This window comes from Paraburkholderia sp. BL23I1N1, assembly GCF_003610295.1.
In the GTDB taxonomy this organism is placed as follows: Bacteria; Pseudomonadota; Gammaproteobacteria; order Burkholderiales; family Burkholderiaceae; genus Paraburkholderia.
Map to the genome: position 1 here is coordinate 856,654 of NZ_RAPV01000001.1, position 19,667 is coordinate 876,320.

21 protein-coding genes and 1 pseudogene are annotated in these 19,667 nt (G+C 62.8%); 8 read left to right on the plus strand and 14 right to left on the minus strand.

Going from position 1 to position 19,667, the window contains the following annotated elements; genetic code table 11:
* Positions 1-124: 124 nt before the first annotated feature.
* From rpsP to B0G76_RS04130, 6 genes are all read left to right on the plus strand, one after another.
* Positions 125-379: a 30S ribosomal protein S16 gene (gene rpsP, locus B0G76_RS04105; protein ID WP_006050280.1), complete on the plus strand. Its 255-nt coding sequence runs from the start codon at positions 125-127 to the stop codon at positions 377-379.
* A 129-nt stretch (positions 380-508) separates the two neighbouring features.
* Positions 509-1,243 (plus strand): ribosome maturation factor RimM, encoded by a 735-nt coding sequence (rimM, locus tag B0G76_RS04110; protein ID WP_120290318.1) that lies wholly within the window; start codon positions 509-511, stop codon positions 1,241-1,243.
* 24 nt (positions 1,244-1,267) lie between these two features.
* Positions 1,268-2,035, plus strand: coding sequence for a tRNA (guanosine(37)-N1)-methyltransferase TrmD (gene trmD, locus B0G76_RS04115; RefSeq protein WP_120290320.1), 768 nt, complete (start codon positions 1,268-1,270; stop codon positions 2,033-2,035).
* 155 nt (positions 2,036-2,190) lie between these two features.
* A complete protein-coding gene (gene rplS / locus B0G76_RS04120; protein WP_012433948.1) occupies positions 2,191-2,580 on the plus strand; it encodes a 50S ribosomal protein L19 in 390 nt (129 codons plus the stop codon).
* A gap of 93 nt (positions 2,581-2,673) precedes the next feature.
* The gene (locus B0G76_RS04125) at positions 2,674-3,387 is read left to right on the plus strand and encodes a CoA pyrophosphatase (RefSeq protein WP_120290322.1); all 714 of its coding nucleotides are present in this window, start codon (positions 2,674-2,676) and stop codon (positions 3,385-3,387) included.
* Positions 3,388-3,502: 115 nt separating this feature from the next.
* Positions 3,503-4,441 (plus strand): CobD/CbiB family protein, encoded by a 939-nt coding sequence (locus B0G76_RS04130; RefSeq protein ID WP_120290324.1) that lies wholly within the window; start codon positions 3,503-3,505, stop codon positions 4,439-4,441.
* A gap of 82 nt (positions 4,442-4,523) precedes the next feature.
* On the opposite strand, the gene B0G76_RS04135 is transcribed toward B0G76_RS04130, so the two are convergent.
* Genes B0G76_RS04135 through B0G76_RS04145 form a run of 3 tightly spaced genes read right to left on the minus strand, consistent with a single transcriptional unit; the run spans position 4,524 to position 7,072 of the window.
* Positions 4,524-4,844 (minus strand): putative signal transducing protein, encoded by a 321-nt coding sequence (locus B0G76_RS04135; RefSeq protein WP_120290326.1) that lies wholly within the window; start codon positions 4,842-4,844, stop codon positions 4,524-4,526.
* Between the two features lie 30 nt (positions 4,845-4,874).
* Positions 4,875-5,816 (minus strand): ribosome small subunit-dependent GTPase A, encoded by a 942-nt coding sequence (rsgA, locus tag B0G76_RS04140; RefSeq protein WP_120290328.1) that lies wholly within the window; start codon positions 5,814-5,816, stop codon positions 4,875-4,877.
* A complete protein-coding gene (locus B0G76_RS04145; RefSeq protein ID WP_120290330.1) occupies positions 5,813-7,072 on the minus strand; it encodes a M48 family metallopeptidase in 1,260 nt (419 codons plus the stop codon). Before B0G76_RS04145 ends, rsgA begins: the two co-directional genes overlap by 4 nt.
* Positions 7,073-7,260: 188 nt before the next feature.
* On the opposite strand from B0G76_RS04145, the gene orn reads away from it, so the two are divergent.
* Positions 7,261-7,878: an oligoribonuclease gene (gene orn / locus B0G76_RS04150; RefSeq protein ID WP_120290332.1), complete on the plus strand. Its 618-nt coding sequence runs from the start codon at positions 7,261-7,263 to the stop codon at positions 7,876-7,878.
* A 34-nt stretch (positions 7,879-7,912) separates the two neighbouring features.
* Here the strand turns inward: orn and mog are convergent, their stop codons facing one another.
* Positions 7,913-8,557, minus strand: coding sequence for a molybdopterin adenylyltransferase (gene mog, locus B0G76_RS04155; protein WP_120290334.1), 645 nt, complete (start codon positions 8,555-8,557; stop codon positions 7,913-7,915).
* Positions 8,538-9,159: pseudogene (gene yjgA, locus B0G76_RS04160) on the minus strand (ribosome biogenesis factor YjgA). The gene mog and the pseudogene yjgA overlap by 20 nt, the downstream one beginning before the upstream one ends.
* Before the next feature lie 317 nt (positions 9,160-9,476).
* Here yjgA and pmbA point away from each other — a divergent pair.
* Positions 9,477-10,847 (plus strand): metalloprotease PmbA, encoded by a 1,371-nt coding sequence (gene pmbA, locus B0G76_RS04165; RefSeq protein ID WP_120290336.1) that lies wholly within the window; start codon positions 9,477-9,479, stop codon positions 10,845-10,847.
* 156 nt (positions 10,848-11,003) lie between these two features.
* Here the strand turns inward: pmbA and B0G76_RS04170 are convergent, their stop codons facing one another.
* The 9 genes from B0G76_RS04170 to B0G76_RS04210 all read right to left on the minus strand — a co-directional run bounded on the left by B0G76_RS04170 (position 11,004) and on the right by B0G76_RS04210 (position 19,546).
* Positions 11,004-11,504: a dihydrofolate reductase gene (locus B0G76_RS04170; protein ID WP_120290338.1), complete on the minus strand. Its 501-nt coding sequence runs from the start codon at positions 11,502-11,504 to the stop codon at positions 11,004-11,006.
* A 97-nt stretch (positions 11,505-11,601) separates the two neighbouring features.
* Entirely contained in the window at positions 11,602-13,053 is a 1,452-nt protein-coding gene (locus B0G76_RS04175) for a sigma 54-interacting transcriptional regulator (RefSeq protein ID WP_409076745.1), read from the minus strand.
* 185 nt (positions 13,054-13,238) lie between these two features.
* Positions 13,239-14,672 (minus strand): hypothetical protein, encoded by a 1,434-nt coding sequence (locus B0G76_RS04180; RefSeq protein ID WP_259460497.1) that lies wholly within the window; start codon positions 14,670-14,672, stop codon positions 13,239-13,241.
* A 101-nt stretch (positions 14,673-14,773) separates the two neighbouring features.
* Positions 14,774-15,154 (minus strand): hypothetical protein, encoded by a 381-nt coding sequence (locus tag B0G76_RS43460; RefSeq protein ID WP_259460498.1) that lies wholly within the window; start codon positions 15,152-15,154, stop codon positions 14,774-14,776.
* A gap of 425 nt (positions 15,155-15,579) precedes the next feature.
* Positions 15,580-16,290, minus strand: a complete 711-nt coding sequence (locus B0G76_RS04190) for a C39 family peptidase (RefSeq protein ID WP_120290344.1) — start codon at positions 16,288-16,290, stop codon at positions 15,580-15,582.
* 74 nt (positions 16,291-16,364) lie between these two features.
* A complete protein-coding gene (locus B0G76_RS04195) occupies positions 16,365-17,765 on the minus strand; it encodes a hypothetical protein (protein ID WP_120290346.1) in 1,401 nt (466 codons plus the stop codon).
* Between the two features lie 29 nt (positions 17,766-17,794).
* On the minus strand, positions 17,795-18,445 hold the full coding sequence (locus B0G76_RS04200) for a hypothetical protein (protein WP_259460499.1): 651 nt from the start codon (positions 18,443-18,445) through the stop codon (positions 17,795-17,797).
* Positions 18,442-18,930 (minus strand): hypothetical protein, encoded by a 489-nt coding sequence (locus B0G76_RS04205; protein WP_147394002.1) that lies wholly within the window; start codon positions 18,928-18,930, stop codon positions 18,442-18,444. Before B0G76_RS04205 ends, B0G76_RS04200 begins: the two co-directional genes overlap by 4 nt.
* Positions 18,931-18,994: 64 nt before the next feature.
* The gene (locus tag B0G76_RS04210; RefSeq protein ID WP_120290350.1) at positions 18,995-19,546 is read right to left on the minus strand and encodes a hypothetical protein; all 552 of its coding nucleotides are present in this window, start codon (positions 19,544-19,546) and stop codon (positions 18,995-18,997) included.
* Between the last annotated feature and the right edge of the window lie 121 nt (positions 19,547-19,667).

Sequence of the window (19,667 nt, forward strand, 5' to 3'; positions counted from 1 at the left end):
CGCCTGTGTGTCCGGCGCAACCCGGCCGCTCAGTTTGTCCCGGTAAGTGTTTGTTATGGCGTCGGTTTCCCGCTATAATCGCGTGTTTCAGTCGTTCCGCACCCCGGTTTTCAAGGATTCTAATATGGTCATCATCCGCTTGGCTCGTGGCGGCTCCAAGAAGCGCCCGTTCTACAACATCGTCGCAACCGATTCGCGTAACCGTCGTGACGGCCGCTTCATCGAGCGCGTTGGCTTCTACAACCCGGTCGCTACGAAGGGTGAGTCGCTGCGTATCGCTCAAGACCGCCTGACGTACTGGCAAGGCGTTGGCGCACAACTGTCGCCGACCGTCGAGCGTCTCGTGAAAGAAGCGCAAAAGGCGCAGCCGGCTGCTTAATGGCAGCTTGCATGTGTATCGTCGTCGGTTCGGCCGGCGGCTCGCGCAGCTTGCGTGAGCAGTCCGATGCGCGAGTTTTGCTGAAGCAGGCGTCGAAGGTGGCAGCGAGGTTCTCTTCGAGGTGTTCTTATGTCTGAGCGTGATTCCGGCGGTTCAGGTCGCGCAAAGGCAAAAGTAACAGCCCCGCGCGCGAAGACGTCTGGTCAGGCGCCGTTCGGTGCATTCGTCCGCAAACCGGTCGAGGCTGCCGAAGGCAAGGCGAAAGCCAAAGTTGCAAACGCCGCTTCCGGCGCAGCAGAAATGCGAGCGGAAACGGTGGAAAGCTGGCCGGCCGACGCGGTCGAGGTCGGTGCAATCGTCGACGCTTACGGCCTCAAAGGCTGGGTCAAGGTAGCCGCTCATGCGGATGCCGGGCGTGGCGGAGACGCGTTGCTAAGCGCGAAGCGCTGGTGGCTGATGAAAGGCCACGAGCGCAAGTCGGCGCCGTCATTGCAGGCAAAAACGCATAGCGACAGTGTCGTTGCCCATCTGGGCGGTGTAACTGATCGCGATGTGGCATTGGCGCTGCGCGGCACGCGCGTTTATATCAGCCGCAGCGAATTTCCGGCTCTCGAAGCCGACGAATTCTACTGGGTCGACCTGCTCGGCCTGGATGTGGTGAATGTTGCCGGGGTCAACCTCGGCAAGGTTGCAGACATGATCGACAACGGTGCGCACTCGGTGTTGCGCATCGAATACCCGGATACCGACAAAAACGGTAAGCCGGTCACCGGCGAGCGCTTGATCCCGTTCGTCGGCGTCTTTGTCAAAACGGTGGATCAGGCGGCGAAGCAGATCATCGTCGACTGGGAAGCCGATTACTAAATAATTCGCTGACTGGAGAGAGCGATGCAGTTCGATGTCGTGACGCTCTTTCCTGACATGTTTCTTGCGCTGACCGACTGGGGTATCACCAGCCGTGCGGCGAAGCAGGAGCGCTACGGGTTGCGTACGTGGAATCCCCGCGATTTCACCACGGACAACTACCGCACAATCGACGATCGCCCCTACGGCGGCGGCCCCGGCATGGTCATGCTGGCCAAGCCCCTGGAAGACGCGATCGGCGCGGCGAAAGCGGCGCAGGCGGAGCAGGGCATCGGCGCGTCGCGCGTCGTGATGATGTCGCCGCAAGGCGCCACACTGAATCACGATCGTGTCATGCAGTTCGCGGCCGAACCCGGTCTGATCCTGTTGTGCGGGCGCTATGAAGCGATCGATCAGCGCTTGCTCGACCGTGTCGTCGACGAAGAAGTCAGTCTCGGCGACTTCGTGCTGTCCGGCGGCGAATTGCCGGCCATGGCGTTGATGGATGCCGTAGTGCGTCAGTTGCCCGGCGTGCTGAACGATTCGCAATCGGCGGTACAGGACAGTTTCGTTGACGTGCTGCTGGATTGTCCGCATTACACGCGACCGGAGGAATACAACGGCGTGCGTGTACCCGATGTGCTGCTCGGCGGCCATCATGCGGAAATCGAAGCGTGGCGCCGGCGTGAGGCTTTGCGCAATACGTTGAACAAGCGGCCCGATCTGATCGTGAAGGCCAGAAAAAACAAGATGTTGAGCCGTGCCGACGAGGCATGGCTTACAAGTCTCGCGAAGGAAGTGTCGAAGGCGTAAAGCCTTGGTCTTTCGAGCGGACATAGGCGGTGCCGCACATGCGTGTACGGCGCCAGATGTGAACCCATCCTCTATCGGGGCCGTAGCCAGGCGCAACAGGTAAAACCAGCGCGCGGCAGGTACGAACGCCGACAAGATGGACTTAGGAGTCAGTGATGAATCTGATTGCAATACTCGAGCAGGAAGAAATCGGCCGCGCCCTCGGCGAGAAGACCATCCCCGAATTCGCCCCCGGCGATACGGTGATCGTCAGCGTGAACGTGGTTGAAGGTACGCGTAAGCGTGTTCAGGCTTACGAAGGCGTCGTGATCGCCAAGCGTAACCGTGGTCTGAATTCGTCGTTCATCGTCCGCAAGATTTCGTCGGGCGAAGGCGTCGAGCGTACGTTCCAGACGTACTCGCCGCTGCTGGCAAGCATCGTCGTGAAGCGTCGTGGCGATGTGCGTCGCGCGAAGCTGTACTACCTGCGCGACCGTTCGGGCAAGTCGGCTCGAATCAAGGAAAAGCTGGTCGCGAAGAAAGACCGCGCTGCTCCGGAAGCGTAAAAGCTGTAAGAAAAAGCACCCCTCGCGGGTGCTTTTTTGTTTGCCAGGTCAAAATAGCGGCATGTTCACTATCCGCTCATTCCGAGAGACCCGTTGATCCGCCCCGCCTTTGAGCCTGAAACTCTGCCTGTCGAAGCGACGGGTGCCAATCTGCCACCGGTGCTTGCCGGGCGCCTGACGCCCGATGGTCTGCGTGGGCGTTTCAAGCAGCGTCTTGACTGGACGCCAGAACCGATTATCGAAGCGCCCTGGCGCGATAAGCACGTCGATCCGCGCGTTGCCGCCGTGTTGGTGCCGCTGGTCGTGCGCGACAACGGCCTCACCGTGCTGCTGACCCAACGTGCCGACCATCTGAACGACCACGCCGGGCAGGTGAGCTTTCCCGGCGGCCGTCACGAACCGTTCGACGCGGATGCGACCGCTACGGCATTGCGCGAGGCGCAGGAAGAAGTCGGTCTCGATCCGTCGCGCGTTGAAATTCTTGGTGCGTTGCCCGACTATCTGACGGGCACCGGGTTTCGCGTGACGCCCGTCATCGGTCTCGTGCATCCGCCCTTCACGTTGAAAGCGGATGCATTCGAAGTAGCCGAAGTCTTCGAAGTGCCGCTCGCTTTCCTGATGAACCCCGCGCATCATGAGGAGCGCGTGTTTCGTTACGAAGGCGGCGAGCGCCGCTTCTTCGCGATGCCCTATCCGCGCGCCGTTTCGGCGGAAGCCGAAGATAGCGACGAATTGGGCGGCCATTATTTCATCTGGGGCGCGACAGCGGCGATGCTGCGCAACTTCTATCGCTTTCTCGCGGCGTGAGCTGCGCCGGTTTGTGCAGTTGTTGGGTGTTTGTCAACGTCTGCGCTCAGTCGCATCCGGCCCTGTGCTATCGTTATAAAACAATCGTAAAAACTCGAAAAGCACGGCGCATCGCATGACTTTTTTCTCCGTATTGCTGGCTCTGATCATTGAACAGGTACGCGCGCTATCGCCGAACAATCCGGTGTCCGCGTTGCTTCAATACCATGCGGAGTCGGCGGCGCACGGATTCGATGCCGGCAAGCCCAAGCATGGCCTGCTCGCGTGGCTCGTGGTTGTGGTGCCGTGGACGCTGGCCGTCGCGCTCGTCTACTACGTGCTTTATCACATTCACTTTGCGCTGGCGTTCCTGTGGAACGTCGCGGTGTTGTACTTCACGCTCGGCTTCCGGCAGTTCAGCCATTACTTCACCGATATCCACCTCGCGTTGAATAACGACGATGTGCCGCGCGCGCGTGAAATCCTGCACGAATGGACAGGGCTCGACACCGTCGACATGCCCGTCAGCGAGATCGTGCGTCATACGCTGATTCACGCCGTGGTCGCCTCGCATCGGCATGTGTTTGGTGTGTTCTTCTGGTTCCTGATTCCGGTCGGGCCGGCGGGCGCGGTGCTGTATCGGATCGCCGAGTATCTGGCGCGTGCATGGGCGCGTCCGGTCGACGATCGCACCGTGGCGTTTTCGAGTTTCGCGCAGCGCGCTTTTTTCGTGATCGACTGGGTGCCGGCGCGGCTCACGTCGCTAGGTTTTGCGATTGTCGGTAATTTCGAAGACGCGATTTATGCATGGCGCAACCACGCGCGTCAGTGGCCGGATGCGAACGACGGCGTGTTGCTGGCTGCGGGCAGTGGGGCGCTCGGCGCACGTCTGAGTGGGCCGCTCGCTGAACCGTCGAGCCTTGACGCGCTCGCCACGGGCGACGGTGGCCCGATGCAGGTGGGCGACGACTGCACGCCGCGCACGCTGCAATCGGCGGTCGGTCTCGTGTGGCGCGCGGTGGTGCTGTGGATGATCTTGCTGCTGATGCTGACGATTGCGGTCTGGCTCGCCTGAAGCGGTTCGCTTGAATCAGCGCGTAACTAACGCAACGCCATAGCGGCTTCACCGCCTGTCACGCGCACCGCGCCCACCCGCTTCACCCATCCAGCGGATCCCGCGCCGTCCCGCACTGCCAGCACACCGTGAACTGTGCCTCGAGCGTCTCCCCGCACTGGCGGCATTGCCACGACGGCGAGCCCGCCGCCGGTCCATGCGAAGCCGCATCGATCAACCGCCGCGCCATCACCTCATCGCGTTCATCGACGAGCCATAGCTCCGGCGCGCACTGATCCGCCGGAATATCGCCGAGCGCGCCGTTCAGATAACGGTTATGCAACTCGCAAGCGATGCCCGCCGTCTGCAGCACATTGACCCAATGCTGTCCGATGATCAGATTCGGCGCGCGCATCAATTTCATCGTGAGTCCATGAGTTGGCCGCGACGCGCCTTAGCGCACGATCTGGCTGGCTTCGTGCACCAGTTGCGCATACAGGGCGTGCCGTTCGCACCGGATTTGGCCGTCGGCGACCGCTTCGAGAATCGCGCAGCCCGGCTCCTGCAAGTGATGGCAGTTGTAGAAGCGGCAGTTCGGCAGCAGCGGCCGGAACTCGGGAAACGCGCGTTCGAGCCGACCTTCGGTCAGATGATGCAGGCCGAATTCCTGGAAGCCCGGCGAATCGATCAACGCACCGCCGTCGCCACCCGGCAAAGGGTAGAGCCGCGTGAAGGTCGTAGTATGCCGCCCGCTGTTCAACGCGGTCGAGATCTCGCGTGTGGCGACCTCGGCATCCGGAATCAGCAGGTTCACCAACGTCGATTTGCCCATGCCGGACTGGCCGAGTAGCAGCGTCGAGTGGCCTTGCAGATGTTCGAGCAAAGCGGGTCGTGCGGCGTCAGGCAGCGTCTTGATCGACACTTCGACGACGGTGTAGCCGAGTGCGCGATACGATTCGAGCCGCTTGCGCGCACTCTCGAGCGCACCGGTCACGTCGATCTTGTTCAGCACGATCAACGGCTTCAGTTCGTTCGCCTCAGCAGCGACTAACGCGCGGCCCAACAGGTCCTCGCTGAAATGCGGCTCTGTAGCGAGCACGATCAGCAACTGATCGAGATTCGCGGCAAACAGTTTCGACTTGTACTGATCCGAGCGATACAGCAGATTGCGCCGTTCGCCGATCTCGACGATCACGCCCTGATCCGCCGAAGTCGGCTCATAAATCACGCGATCGCCGACCGCGACTTCGCTGCGCTTGCCGCGCGGGAAACACTGGAGCATCGGGCTGCCGTCTTCCGGCGCGACCAGGTAGTGGCGCCCATGCGCGGCAATGACGAGGCCGCCTACGCGCGTGCTGGACGGCGCGCGCGGCGCTTTCGGGGAGCGGCCGCTCATGCGTGCCGCAGCAGGCGGTCGATCCGCTGCGACGCCGGCGGATGCGAGTAATAGAACGCGGTGTAGAGCGGATCGGGCGTCAGGGTCGACGCGTTGTCCTCATACAGTTTGACGAGCGCGTTGATGAGATCTTGCGCATCGGTTTGCGTGGCGGCGAACGCGTCGGCTTCGAACTCGTGCTTGCGCGAGCTGAGGCTGCCGAGCGGCGTGACGAAGAACAGGAACACCGGCAGCGCGAGGAAGAACAGCACCAGCGCGAGGCCGCTATTGCCGCCGATCAGCGACGGTCGCACGCCCAGTCCTTCATAGAACCACACGCATTGCGTCAGCCAGCCGAGCAGCGCGAGCATTGCGAGGCTGATCGCGAACATGACAACCATCCGCTTGATCACGTGACGGCGCTTGAAGTGGCCGAGTTCGTGCGCGAGTACCGCTTCGATCTCGTTGCCCGACAGGCGCGCGAGCAGCGTGTCGAAAAACACGATCCGCTTGGCCGCGCCGAAGCCGGTGAAATAGGCGTTGCCATGCGCCGAACGGCGGCTGCCGTCCATCACGAACAGGCCTTTCGCGGCGAAACCGCAGCGCTGCATCAACGCTTCGATGCGGCTTTTCAGGGCTTCGTCCTTGAGCGGCTCGAACTTGTTGAAGAGCGGCGCGATGAACGACGGATACAGCACGAGCACGAGCATCTGGAACACAACCCAGACGATCCACGCCCACAGCCACCACAGGCTGCCGGCCTCGCTCATCAGCCACAGCACGACGAACAGCAGCGGCAGGCCGAACGCGGCGCCGAGCAGCAGGCCCTTGATCCGGTCGAGAAAGAAAATACCCTTGCTCATCCGGTTGAAGCCGAAACGCTGCTCGACCACGAATTGACGGTAGTACTCGAACGGCAGATCGATCGCGCCGGTGATCGCGATGACCGCCGCGACCAGTGCGATCTGGCCGGCGTAGCCCCGACCGAGCCAGTTGGAGATGGCCAGATCGAGCGCCTGAACGCCGCCCAGCAGCGTCAGCCCAATCAGGACCGCCGCGCCGACGACGATCTCGATCATCGTGAGGCGCGTGCGTTCAACGGTGTAGTCCGCGGCACGCTGGTGCGCGGTGAGCGCGATGGTGCCGGCAAACTGGCTCGGCACCTGCCCGCGATGGCCGGCGACGAAGCGGATCTGCCGCGACGCGAGCCACAATTTGGTGCCGACCATTGCCACGACGGCGACGACGAACAGAACAGTGAAGTACAGGGTAGGCATCCGGGGATTCCGTGGTATCTATGCGAGAATTATATGTTTCTTCCCGCCTGGCGGCGGGGGATAAGGCTAAACCGGCCCGAGCCGGCCCGAACCGGCTCAAGCCACCTCAAACCGATCTCATACGAACAATCGCCGCGGCAAGCCTCGCTTCCAGCGAAGCCGTTTGCCCGGCCATCAGGGTTGCCTTCATGACTGACATCCTCGCATCCACCGAACAGCCGCCGCTCGTGCGCAGCGACATGAATCTCGTCTGGCTGGACATGGAAATGACCGGGCTCGAGCCGGACACCGACCGCATCATCGAAATCGCGGTGGTGGTGACGAATTCGACACTCGACCGGCTGGTCGAAGGCCCGGTGCTGGCGATTCACCAGAGCGACGAGACGCTCGCCAAAATGGATCAGTGGAACCAGAACACGCATGGCCGCTCGGGCCTGATCGATCGCGTGAAGGCCTCGACGGTGAGCGAAGCCGATGCCACCGAACAGATTCGCGATTTTCTTAGCGCTTATGTGCCGCCTGGCAAATCGCCGATGTGCGGCAATTCGATCTGCCAGGACCGCCGCTTTATGGCGCGCTGGATGCCGGATCTGGAACGCTTCTTCCATTACCGCAATCTCGACGTCAGCACGCTGAAGGAATTGTGCCGCCGCTGGCAGCCGGCAATCTACAAGGGTTTCCAGAAACGCGCGATGCACACCGCGCTGGCCGACATCCACGAATCGATCGACGAGCTGAAATACTACCGCGAGCACTTCCTGATTCCGGCGGCCTCGCAGGTTCCGGAAACGCCCGCCGCGGAATAACTCGTGGAATAGCCCATCAGCGGCCGTTCCAGCTTCAACCCTGCCGAGGCGCGCGCTGCGCGTTCTTCGGCCGGAACGCCTTCACCACGTCGGCGTTCGTCTCGACATACGGGCCGCCGATCAGGTCGATGCAATAGGGCACCGCGGCGAAAATGCCCGGCACCTTCACGGCGCCGCCCGCTTCGGCGTCACGCAAGCCTTCGAGCGTTTCCTTGATCGACTTCGGCTGGCCGGGCAGATTGACGATCAGCGCCGCATGTTCCGCGGTTTCGCGAATCACCGCCACCTGGCGCGACAGAATCGCGGTCGGCACGAAACTCAGGCTGATCTGCCGCATCTGCTCGCCGAAACCGGGCATTTCCTTTGTCGCTACCGCCAGGGTCGCTTCCGGCGTGACGTCGCGGCGCGACGGGCCGGTGCCGCCAGTGGTCAGCACCAGATCGCAGCCTACTTCGTCTACCAGTTCGATCAGCGTGGCGGAGATCGTGGGCGCGTCGTCCTGAATCAGGCGCGTCACCACCTGAAACGGCGAGGTCAGGGCCGCGCCGAGCCATTCCTGCAGGGCCGGAATGCCTTTGTCCTCATACACGCCGGCGGACGCGCGGTCGCTGATCGACACGAGGCCGATCACGATTTCGTCCGGATGCTGACGTGTCGCCTTACGCGTCGCGGTCGTCATCGTTGTTATCGTCTCCTTCCAGGCCGTCTTCGGCATCGGAATCGGTCGCGGCGGACGGGCCGTCGGCGTTTTTGATCCACTGGAACAGCTCGCGGAAATAGCGCGGCGGCTTGCTTTGCTGCGCTTCCTTGCGGGCGTTGCGGATCAGCGTGCGGCCCTGCTGCGGATCGGCGTTCGGGTGCTGGCGGATGAAGTCGGTCAGCGCGGCGTCGTCGGCGAGCAGTTTTTTCGCGGGTGCGCTCAATCCAGTGCAGCTTGGCCGTTTCCGCTTTGTTAACCCCGTTATAGGTGTCGAGCGCGGTGCGCAGCGCGGCGGTTTCCTCTTCCAGCAGCGAGCGCATCACGCGCCCGACGTACTGCACCTGGCGGCGCTTGCCCTCGTGATCGGTGATGCGGCGCGCTTCGCGCACGGCGTCGTCGAGCTTTTCGGGCATCGGCATGCGCTTGAGCGCGTCTTTGGGCAGGGCGATCAGCGCCGAGCCCAGTTCCTGCAGCTCGTGCATTTCGCGCTTGAGCTGGGACTTGCTGGGACGGTCGTAGCCGTTCTCGTCGACTTCCGGCTCGGCGGACTCGATGGGTTGAATGCGGGTTTTGCGTGTCATACCGATATTGTAGCGTGCCGCGCACGCCGAACCCGCCGTGCTGCTGTGCACAAGGCTTCGCGCGCGCGTTTTGGAGAATCGCGGCAAGCCAGGCAATCCCGGCAATCCAGGCCAAAGCCGGGCACAGCGCCGCGGCGCATCAAGGCTCAGCGAATGCCAGGTACAGCTTCGCGTACCTTGCTATGATCGCGGGATGCGTCACTACGCGAATAAGCACGCAAATGAGCACGCACAGGGCGCGCGTAAAATGCGAGCGCATGTGCGTGGCATGGGCGAACACACAGGGCCGCTCGGCCCCGAACAGGACGGCAACGACAATGGCAGCAGACATGGACGTCAAGCAGCGCTTTTTTCCGCATACCCAGGATGAACTGAAGGAAATCGCCTCGGACATCCTTCGTCACGCGAAGTCGCTCGGCGGTACCGACGCGGCGACCGAGATTTCCGAAGGCGACGGGCTGTCCGTCTCCGTGCGGCGCGGCGAAGTCGAGACGATCGAACACAACCGCGACAAGATGGTCGGCGTGACGGTGTTCATCGGCAACAAGCGCGGCAACGCGAGCACCTCGGACTTTTCGTCGCAGGCTTTGAAGGACACGGTCGCGGCGGCGTACAACATCGCCCGCTTCACGGCAGAAGACGACTGCGCGGGTCTCGCCGAAGCGGAATTGCTCGAAACCGCGCCGCGCGATCTCGATCTGTATCACCCGTGGAACCTCTCCGCGGACGAAGCAGTGGAAATCGCCCGCCGCTCGGAAGACGCCGCGTTCGCGACCGATCCGCAGATCAAGAATTCGGAGGGCGCGAGCGTCTCGGCGCAGCACTCGCAATTCGTGCTGGCCACCTCGCGCGGCTTCCTCGCCGGCTATCCGTACTCGCGCCACTACGTTGCGTGCGCGCCGATCGCCGGCAGCGGCCGCAACATGCAGCGCGACGACTGGTACACGTCGACCCGCAGCGCGGCCGATCTTGCCAATCCGGAAGCGGTGGGCCGTTACGCGGCGCAACGGGCGCTCTCGCGCATCGGCGCGCGCGGGCTCGACACGCGCAAAGTGCCGGTGCTGTTCGAGGCGCCGCTCGCCGCCGGCATTCTCGGCGCGTTCGTTCAGGCAACGAGCGGCGGCGCGCTGTACCGCAAGACCTCGTTCCTCGTCGACAGCCTCGGCAAGCCGGTGTTCGCGCCGCACGTCCAGGTGGTCGAAGATCCGCACGTCGCGCGTGCCATGGGCAGCGCGCCGTTCGACGAGGAAGGCGTGCGGACCAAACAGCGTTCGGTGGTGAAAGACGGTGTGGTGGAAGGCTACTTCCTGTCCACCTACTCGGCGCGCAAGCTCGGCATGCAGACCACCGGCAACGCCGGCGGCTCGCACAATCTGTCGCTGCGCAGCTCGAAGACGCGTCCGGAAGACGACTTCGAGGCAATGCTGAAGAAGCTCGGCACGGGCCTGTTGCTGACCGAGCTGATGGGGCAGGGCGTGAACTACGTGACGGGCGATTATTCGCGCGGCGCGTCGGGTTTCTGGGTCGAGAACGGCAAGATCCAGTATCCGGTCGAGGAAATCACCGTGGCGAGCACGCTGCAGGAGATGTTCCGCCATATCGTCGCGATCGGCGCGGATACGATCACGCGCGGCACCAAGGAAACGGGTTCGGTGCTGATCGAACGGATGACGATCGCGGGGCAGTAAGCGCGACGCTTGTAGCGGCCGCAGCGGGGCCGCAGGAAGGCTGCAAACAGAAACGCCACGCAAGTCATTGCGTGGCGTTTTTTTATGCGTGCATGTGTAGTGGCCGGTGACGAATTCGCGAAGCGCAGCCCGCCAGTCAGACGCCGCGCAACACCCTCACACGCCCTTACGCTTATACGTCACGAACGCGTAATCGAAGTCATTCGGCGCGTCCGCGCGATGTGTCTCGTGCGCGACTTCTTCCCACTCGTCTTCATCAAGTTCAGGGAAGGTGGCGTCGCCTTCGAAGTCGGCGGAAATCTCGGTGATGATCAGCTTGTCCGCCTGACGCAACCCTTCAGCATACAGTTGCGCGCCACCGATCAGAAACGCCTCCGGCGCCTGATCCTGAGCGGCGAGCTTCAGCGCGTCTTCGAGGGTGGTGGCCGCGTCGCAGCCCTGAAAGCGCCGCGTGGCATCCCGTGTCACGACAATGTTGCGGCGTCCCGGCAACGGCCGGCCGATCGATTCATGCGTCTTGCGGCCCATGATGATGGGCGCGCCCATCGTGGTGCGCTTGAAGAACGCGAGGTCTTCGGGAAGTCGCCAAGGCAACTGGTTGTCGCGGCCGATCACGCCGTTATTGGCGCGAGCGACGATCAGGGTGAGCGTCGTCATCGAATGGAAAGGGGAACGTAACCGGGATGATTCTACCTGAGGCGCAAAACGGCGCCGCCAAGTCAGCCGGCTAGGCGCCCCTGGCTAGGCGCCCCCCTCATTCCTGCAAAGGCTCGTCGGCGGCTAACGATTCAAGCGACGCTTTCTCGTCGGCGGCGCTCGGATCCCGCAAGCCGTGGTGTCCCAGCAGCCGGTATAGCGTCACCCGCGAGATATTCAGATCGATCGCCGCCTCGTTCAGGCGGTGGCGATGCCGCAGCAGCGCCGCTTCGATCGTGCGCTTCTCAGCGGCTTCGCGCGCCTGCGAGAGCGTCATGGTCTGCTGCTCGGTGAACTGCGTGAGGTCGAGGTCGTCGGCGGAAATCAGCTTGTTTTCCGCCATCACGATCGCGCGGCGCACCCGGTTGATCAGTTCGCGCACATTGCCGGGCCAGTTGTAGTTGTACATGGCCTCGATCGCCGACGGCGCAAAGCCGCGGATCTTTCGCGCGCTGTCGGTCTTGAACTTGTGCATGATGTGATGCGCCAGAATCTCGATGTCCTTGCCGCGGGCACGTAGTGGTGGCTCGTCGACGCGCAGCACGCACAGGCGATGGAACAGGTCGGCGCGGAACCGTCCGTCGCGCATCGCGACCTCGAGATCCACGTGGGTCGCCGAAATGATTCGCACGTCCACCTGGATCGATTCGCGGCCGCCGAGCCGTTCGATCTTGCCTTCCTGCAAAAAGCGCAGCAGACTGGCCTGACTTTCCATCGGCAGGTCGCCGATTTCGTCGAGCAGCAAGGTGCCTCCGTCCGCGGCCTCGACCCGGCCGATCTTGCGCTGGTTCGCGCCGGTGAACGCGCCGCGTTCATAGCCAAATAGTTCGGACTGCAACAGATGGTGCGGAATCGCGCCGCAGTTGATGGCGACGAACGGCGCCTTGCGGCGCGGCGAGCGCTCGTGGATCGCCAGCGCGGTGAGTTCCTTGCCGGTGCCGGATTCACCCGAGATAAATACGCTGGCATCGGTATTGGCGATTTTGCGGATGGTGCGAAAGAGTTGCTGCATTGCTTCGCAAGTCCCGACCATTTCGTCTTCGTCGTCGTCGGCGGCGGGCGTGGCCGGCGCGACATCGTCGGCATCGCACAATGTCACCATACCGAATGCGTGACAGGCGAGGTAGTCGATCGTGGCGTGGGCCACCGGCGTCTTGACGTAGTCGAAGCAGTAGTGGCGGATCAGGCGCCGCACGCCGGGGTCGGCGAGGCGTTCCGAGGTGGCGAGCGCAATCCAGCCGATCTGCTGTTGACGCAGGCTCGCTTCGAGGCCGCCAAGGTCGCGCAACGCAAAGCTGGCCAGGTCGACAATGCCGGCGCATACCACGTCAGGCTTGAGCAGGCGCGCGACCTCATGCGCCGAGCGGGCCGCCATCACGTGCCAGCCGCGGCTCTTCAGATGGGCGATCAGCGTTTCGTCCGGCGTGCGCGCGACGTACAGCAGCACCCGTTCGGTCTGCGTGTGCGGCAGACCGGTCTCCTTCGCGGCGGCGGCAGAAGGCTCGTGCAAGCGCCCCAAAGTGGCTTCCTGAGGGTGCGCCAAAGAGACTTCCGACGGACACCCCCGAGGACTTCCGTTGCTCGTTTCACAGGAACCTCCTGCGCCCGGGCAATCGACAGATGAGCGCCGGAGGGCGGTGTAACGCTGCTCAGATGGGGCGATTCGCGCACGATCAACCTCGTATCGTTGGCACGTCAAAAAGTGTAGGGAAAGCGCACGCCGATCACGAAATTCGGCGTGTCGGGCGTGAGGCCCACAGACACCGAACCGTTGATCGTCAAGTGCTTGTTCACTACGTGATTCAAACCGAAGGTCAACGCGGCAGCGGTGGTCTCGCTGCCCGGCACCTTCGAATAGGTTCCGCCCGGCGCCTTGGTCTGCGACTCGGGTTCCAGCGCCATCGTGTACGAGATGCTGGCCGAGTCCTTGTCCGAGAATGCCAGTGCCGCGCCGCCGCCGAACTGCACGACGTCGCCGATCTTGACCGTCGCCGGTTCGGTCTGGCCGATGACCGATGAGATGTCCGAGAACGAACGGGCAATATTGTAGGTGTACGAAACGCTGCCGAACAGCACGACCGGATCGTAGGTCTTCAACACCGAGAGGCCCGCCGTGATGTTCCAGAAGCCGGTGCCGGTGGGCAGCTTGGTGGGCGCGACGAGGTTGGTGTTGTTGGCATCGACCTGCGCGAGCTTGATGCCGAACGGCGACGAACCGGTCGGCGCCTTGATGCGCAGGCTGGCGACCAGGTCCGGCAGATTGTTGGTTTCCTTCAGGAACTGGTAGTAGATCCCGAAGTTGACGTCGCCGATATCGCTCGAATTTGCCGAGGCGTCCGAGACCGTATTCGCCGCGCCGCCGGCCCCGCCAACGATAAAGTTGCTATGCCGGTAGATATAAGGCACGTCGACGTCGACGCTGATGCGGTCGGTCAGACCGTAGCGCGTGTCGAGGTCGGCCATCACCTGGTGCGACTTGGTTTCGCCGAGGTTGATGTTGCCGAGGAAAATCGCGTCGAGCGCGAGGAAGCCGGACAGTTGCAACTGGCGGCGGTCGTAGTAGGTATCGTTGATACCCCAGTCGAGAGTCAGCTTGTGTTCGAACAGCGGCGTGTGCTGCTGGCTCTGCACCACCGCATCTTCCGATTGCGTGCGCACCGGTTGCGCGGCCTTCTGCGTCTGGCCGACCGCGCCGCTGCCGTCGGTTGCGGCCGGCAGGCCGCCCCCGCCGCTGTTTTCAGGCACCGGCGGATTGACCGGCACGCCTGTTGCCGTGCTGCTGCCAGGCGCGGGAGTGCCGGGGTTCACCTGGGCCAGCGGCGGCAGCGGCACAGGCAGGCCGTCTGCGCCGGGTTGCTCGGCGACGGCGCCATTGCCGGCCGGCTCGCCGTAGCCTGGTGCGCCGCGGCCGCGCTGCGCCATTTCGAGATTCGTGACCTGCCGTTCGAGAGAGATGATCTGCTTTTGCTGCTCGCTGACAACACGCATGAGCGTATTCAGCCGGTCTTCAACCGATTGATCGGCGAGCGTCTGCGCGCTGGCCCCCTGCGATAGCGCAAACAGCATGGCCGCGGCTGGAATCGCCGCTAACGCCATGCGCGGCGCACTGGTCCTTGAGAATCTGATCATTTTTGTTCCCCCGGTATTCTGACTGCGCGTCGCATGTCTCCTTATGCGTCGCGCGGTCGCTTTGGTACTTGGTCTCCTTCATGTCCGGGTGGCGGCCCGTGTTATCTCCTCACGCTGTTTTGCAGGGCTTGCAGGACGCCTATCTGGCGCAGCATCGAGGCCGACATCTGTTGCGTCTGCAAATGCAGTTGCAACTGGTTGGCGACTTGCTGGTTATTACCTGCAATCTGCAAGAGTTGGGCGATCATGCCGGCCTGTTGCGCGCTGGCCGGCGCGATGGTTTGGGTGGCGATGCCGTTCGGCGTTTGCAGCGCGATCGAAATGCCGCCGTTGGCGAGCGTGACGGACGCTTTCACCGAACCGTTCGCATTGCTTGCGACAGCCGACGTTGCGTTGTTATAGGAGCCTCCCGTCAGGCTGCCTGGCGAGGCGTCGAAATCGATCAGCGCCTGGTTGGTGCCGAGGTTGCCGTTGCCGGCCACCTGGGTGGTCTGCGAGATGCCGTTGACGTTGACGTTCTGCCCGCCGCTCGCGCTGGCGTTGCGGTTGGCGCCGTTGCCCCAGCTACCATTTGGGCCGCTTACGGAGGCCGTTGAATTGAACTGGACGCTCGGCTGGTTGGGATTGTTTGTACCGATGGCGAGTGCGCCCGAGGCGACAGCGGTGGCGCCATTGGGCAGTTGCCATTGCGACAGCAGGGTGATGACGACCCCGAGATGATGTCCCCGACAATACCTTTGCCGGTCTGGTTGGCGAGGACGGCGTCGTCAACGGGTTGCAGCTTGAGGGCACTGACGTCTTCAAACACAGTCGACATCTGCTCGGCAGCGTGCGCGACTGAAGCAAGGCCGCACGTTGTGAAACACAACGCACAGCCAATGGTGAGTAAGTTTCGGTCCATGATGAGTCAGAACAACTCTGCCTTTATCAAACCGTATTCAACAAAGGGAGTCGCAGCCGTACCGTTTTCCAGCGCACGTTCACGCAGCTTGAGCGCGAGCGACTCGTTGCCTTGCAAGAGCGGTGAATCCTCCATAAATGGCTTGCCGACGACCGCGAACACAAGGCCGTTCCATTTCTTGACGAAGTCGTCTTCCATGACGATGCGGTTGCCGAGCGCCGGGTCGGCGATGAAGATACGGCTGTTTTCCGCGTGCTTGACGATGACGAAGTGCTCGTAGCCGTCGCTGTTCATCAGCACGAGCACGGGAATCTGCAGGTGGTAGAGCGCTTCAGAGGTGACGCGGAAACCCCGGCCGCGCAGGCCGAGCGTTTCGACGAACTTCTTCATGTCGAGCATCGAGAAGCCGTTCTTCACCACCACTTCAGGTGTCGAGAACACCATCATGCGGCTGATCATTTCGGTTTCGGGAATGTCGATGCCGTAGCCGTACTTCAGCAACGTGGCCAGAGCGGCCGAGCCGCAGCTGTAGTCGTAACGCTGCGAAACGATGTGGTTGTAGCGTAGCTCGCGGATCGAGCGCACGTTCACGTTGAACGGGACGCCCGCTGCAGCGTTCATGTAAAGAGCACTCTGCGCATGACCCGTCTGCGACAGCACGAGTCCGGCGAAGAGTGCCAGAAAAAAGCCACGCGTTACCCTGCTCACCCCGAACATGGTATATCCCCCCACTGCGGAGACAGCCGGTCAGCACGAAGGCTGACCGGTGTCTTCCTGCGATGCAGCTTTAATTACTGATGCGACACGCTGGCGACTGCAAGGCCGTTGTGCTGCAGGTTGCCTACACCCGATGCGATATTCACGCCGATGTTGCCGTTGGCGTGGTTAAGAGCACCCGCGCCGAGCATCGCCGAGCCGGTGAACTGGCCACTGACACCTGCGTCAGCCGTCTGGCAGTTCTGGTCGCTGGCGATGACTTCGCCACCTTGCATACCGCCCTTGTCGTGATCCCAGCCCATACCGCCGCTGCTGCTGTCCGTCGTAGCCGATGCTGCCAGGCTGTTGTTTTGCACGTTGCCCACACCCGAGGCCACGTTCACGCCGATGTTGCCGGTTGCATTGGCCAGTGCGTTTGCGCCGACGGATGCAACGAAGTTGAAGTCTCCCACTTCCGCCTTACCCATCGACGATTGGGTCGAGTAGATCTGAGCGGTACCGAACACGGGGCCGACATCCATGTTCGACAGCGCGGCGTCGTTGGACTGGGCGTTGTCTACGCCGGAGGAGATGTTGACGCCGATGTTGCCGCTTGCGTTACCCAGCGCACCGTTGCCGACGCTGGCGGTCATCTTCGTCGCCTTTTCGGTGTTGATGTGCTCGGTGATGGTGCCCATGACCGTCACTGATCCCGAATTTTCGTCGAAGTTATGGGACCAGCCGTAAGCGTGGCTGCCTTCCGAGAAGCTGGCATGGGCCTCGTCGCCATAGCCGCTGCGAGTTTGCGTCGCCGTGCTCTGGCTGGCTGCTGCGTAGCCGCCATACGCCACGCCATAGCCGGCTGCCTGGGCAGCGAAGCCGCCGCCGTAGTTGTCGGACGCGTGGGTGTTCAGCGCGCCGGCGAAACCCGCTGCTGCGCCGCCGAAGATGACACTTCCGACATGGCCGAGGCCGGCGATAAAGCCCGCTGCGAGGAAGCCGTTCGCGGAGGCATGGGTGTTCACATAGTTGTAGCCCTTGTACGACGATTCGACACCCGCCGCGAAGCCGCCACCTGCGATAAACGCGGCGCTCGAGGAGGCCGAGTTAGTTTGCGTGTTGCTCTTGTTGTAGGCCCAGGCGTTATTGCTATACGACTGGCTCACGCCCCAGCCGCCGCCGCTGCCGCTTTCATGATCCCAGGCTTTCGTCGTGTCGATCGTTGTGGTGACCTTGCCGGAGGTGTAGCTTTGCGGAGGCGTTTTCATGTCGACGCCGCCGATGCTCACGTTCTGCGTATTGTTGACCGTGGCGCCGGAACTGCTCGACACGTCGACCTTGCCGCGCAGCGTAATGAAGCCGAATTCGCCGATGTCGGTATAGACGTTCGTTGCCGTAAAGAGCTCAGCCGGGTCGCAGCCGGCCGTGCATTCGGCGTAAGCCGAACCTGCTGCCATCGTCGACAGGACAGCCGCTGCAATGATTGTGCGCTTCATGATGACGCTCCGATAAAGAGTGTGGCTCGTTAGAAAAAGGTGCCCGCCGGGGGACGGAGCACAAAACTGTTTGAACTGACGTTACCTGAGCCGGCTGTCTGGTTGATCTGGACAATGCCATTGACGTTTTTGAATGCGTCCGCACCGATGGATACCTCACGTGCGTTGTGGCTATCGCCGGATCTTCCCAGGCCACCGCCTTTGGCGGTCGTAGCGGATAGCACCCCATCCGCTACGATCTCCGCTCCAATCGATCCAGAACCGACAACGGCACTGTTCCGCTGGAGATTCCCTACACCCGCCGACTGATTCACTTCGATAAGGCCAGAGGTGTTTGAAAATGCATTACTGCTGATCGTGCTTTTCGCGGCCGTCGTTTTGGCGTTCGTGTTCGCGCTCTGCGAGCTGCCGATCAGATTGAGAGGGACCTGTCCGTTGGTGAACACGCCCTGGTTCGCTTGCGCGTTGTCGAGGCCCGCTGTCTCGTTGATGGCCACGACGCCGACGGCACCGGCGGCCGCACCGTTACCGATCAGCGACTGCACGTCGACGAGCGCGGGTGGTGTTTGAGCATGCGCCGCGACGCTTGTCAGGCCGAGGATCGCCCAGGCCATCAGGGTCCGGCGCAGATGCTTGCGTGACGGAAGGCGTTTCGCTGCCGGTGCGTATGTCGTCTTCATTTCATGGCTCCCAAAGCCGCGCCGAGAGGGGCGAGTGCACTGTTGACCGACTGGGCGATCGAGCTGCCGATTCCGCCGGCGCCGCCGAAGCTGGCGCCCGCACCAACCGGAACGGAGTTGCCGTTGCCCGCGAGCATGTGCTGGATGCCGTTTGCGCCGACCAGCGATGGCATGAAGCCGTTGCCGGTAATGCCGGTGGTGCCGTGCGCGCCGTTGAGGTCGAGGTCGCTTGCCATCGTGCCGATCGAGCCATCGAAAGCCGCCTTCGGGAAGGTTTGGACCTGCACGGAAATCGGGTCCTGGCTCTTCGGCACCGGGACAAACGCATCTCGCGGCGTGATGTCACGCTCGATGACGAGGTTGCCCGGCTCGGTCGCCTGCGCGGCGGCATTCGTGGCGGCGCTGGCAGCGAGCACGCCGAGCAGCGCGGACAGCAGGGCTGCGCGGGGGCTGCAAATACGCGGCATCCGGGTTGAGGCGTTCATGTCAGTTCCTTGCAAGCGGACGATCGGCCGGTGCGGCTGATGGCGTCGAGCGGGCGTCGTTCCACTAATTTCTCTGGTAGCTCGTGACGTTGCCTTGCGCCGAGCGCGCAACATCGACGGGAACCGGCAACTGCGACGGCGGGGCGATCTCGTCCCACAACGTCACGCCGTTGCCACCGTTGTTAAAGCCGCGCATCAGCTGCGGGGTGGCCGCGACCATCAACATGCCGCTGAAGCCGCCGCGCTGGCGGGACAACGCCTGATCGTCCAGCGCGAGGTCGTCCACCGACGCGGTGTCGGCGGGAATGCTCAGCGCGTTGCCGGCCAGATCGCTGTGGGACGCGGCGCCGTCGTCCGTGCCGGCCACGGTGTTGTCCACCGCAGGGACGCTCGCCGTTTGGGTGGCCGCCGTGTCCGGGGCCGCCACCGCTGCGAGCGTCGTGCTCGCGAGGGTGACGGAACCCGCATCGGCGGTTTCGGCCATCGTGGAGGATTGAACCAGTGCGGGTTCCTGTGCATTGACGCCAACGGGCAGCACGATCAAGGCCACCGCGGCGGCGCACAATGTGACGCACGGTGCAATGCTGCTCAGGTCGATGCGGAAAACGAGTCGCATGATGTGTCTCCTTGGTGCACAGCATTTAGCGAAACGTGTGCCATGAGTCGCAATCCATTGGTGCGCCTGGATGTGACCCGCATACCTCGCAGTAAAGGCTGAGAAATCGGACAAAAACGTT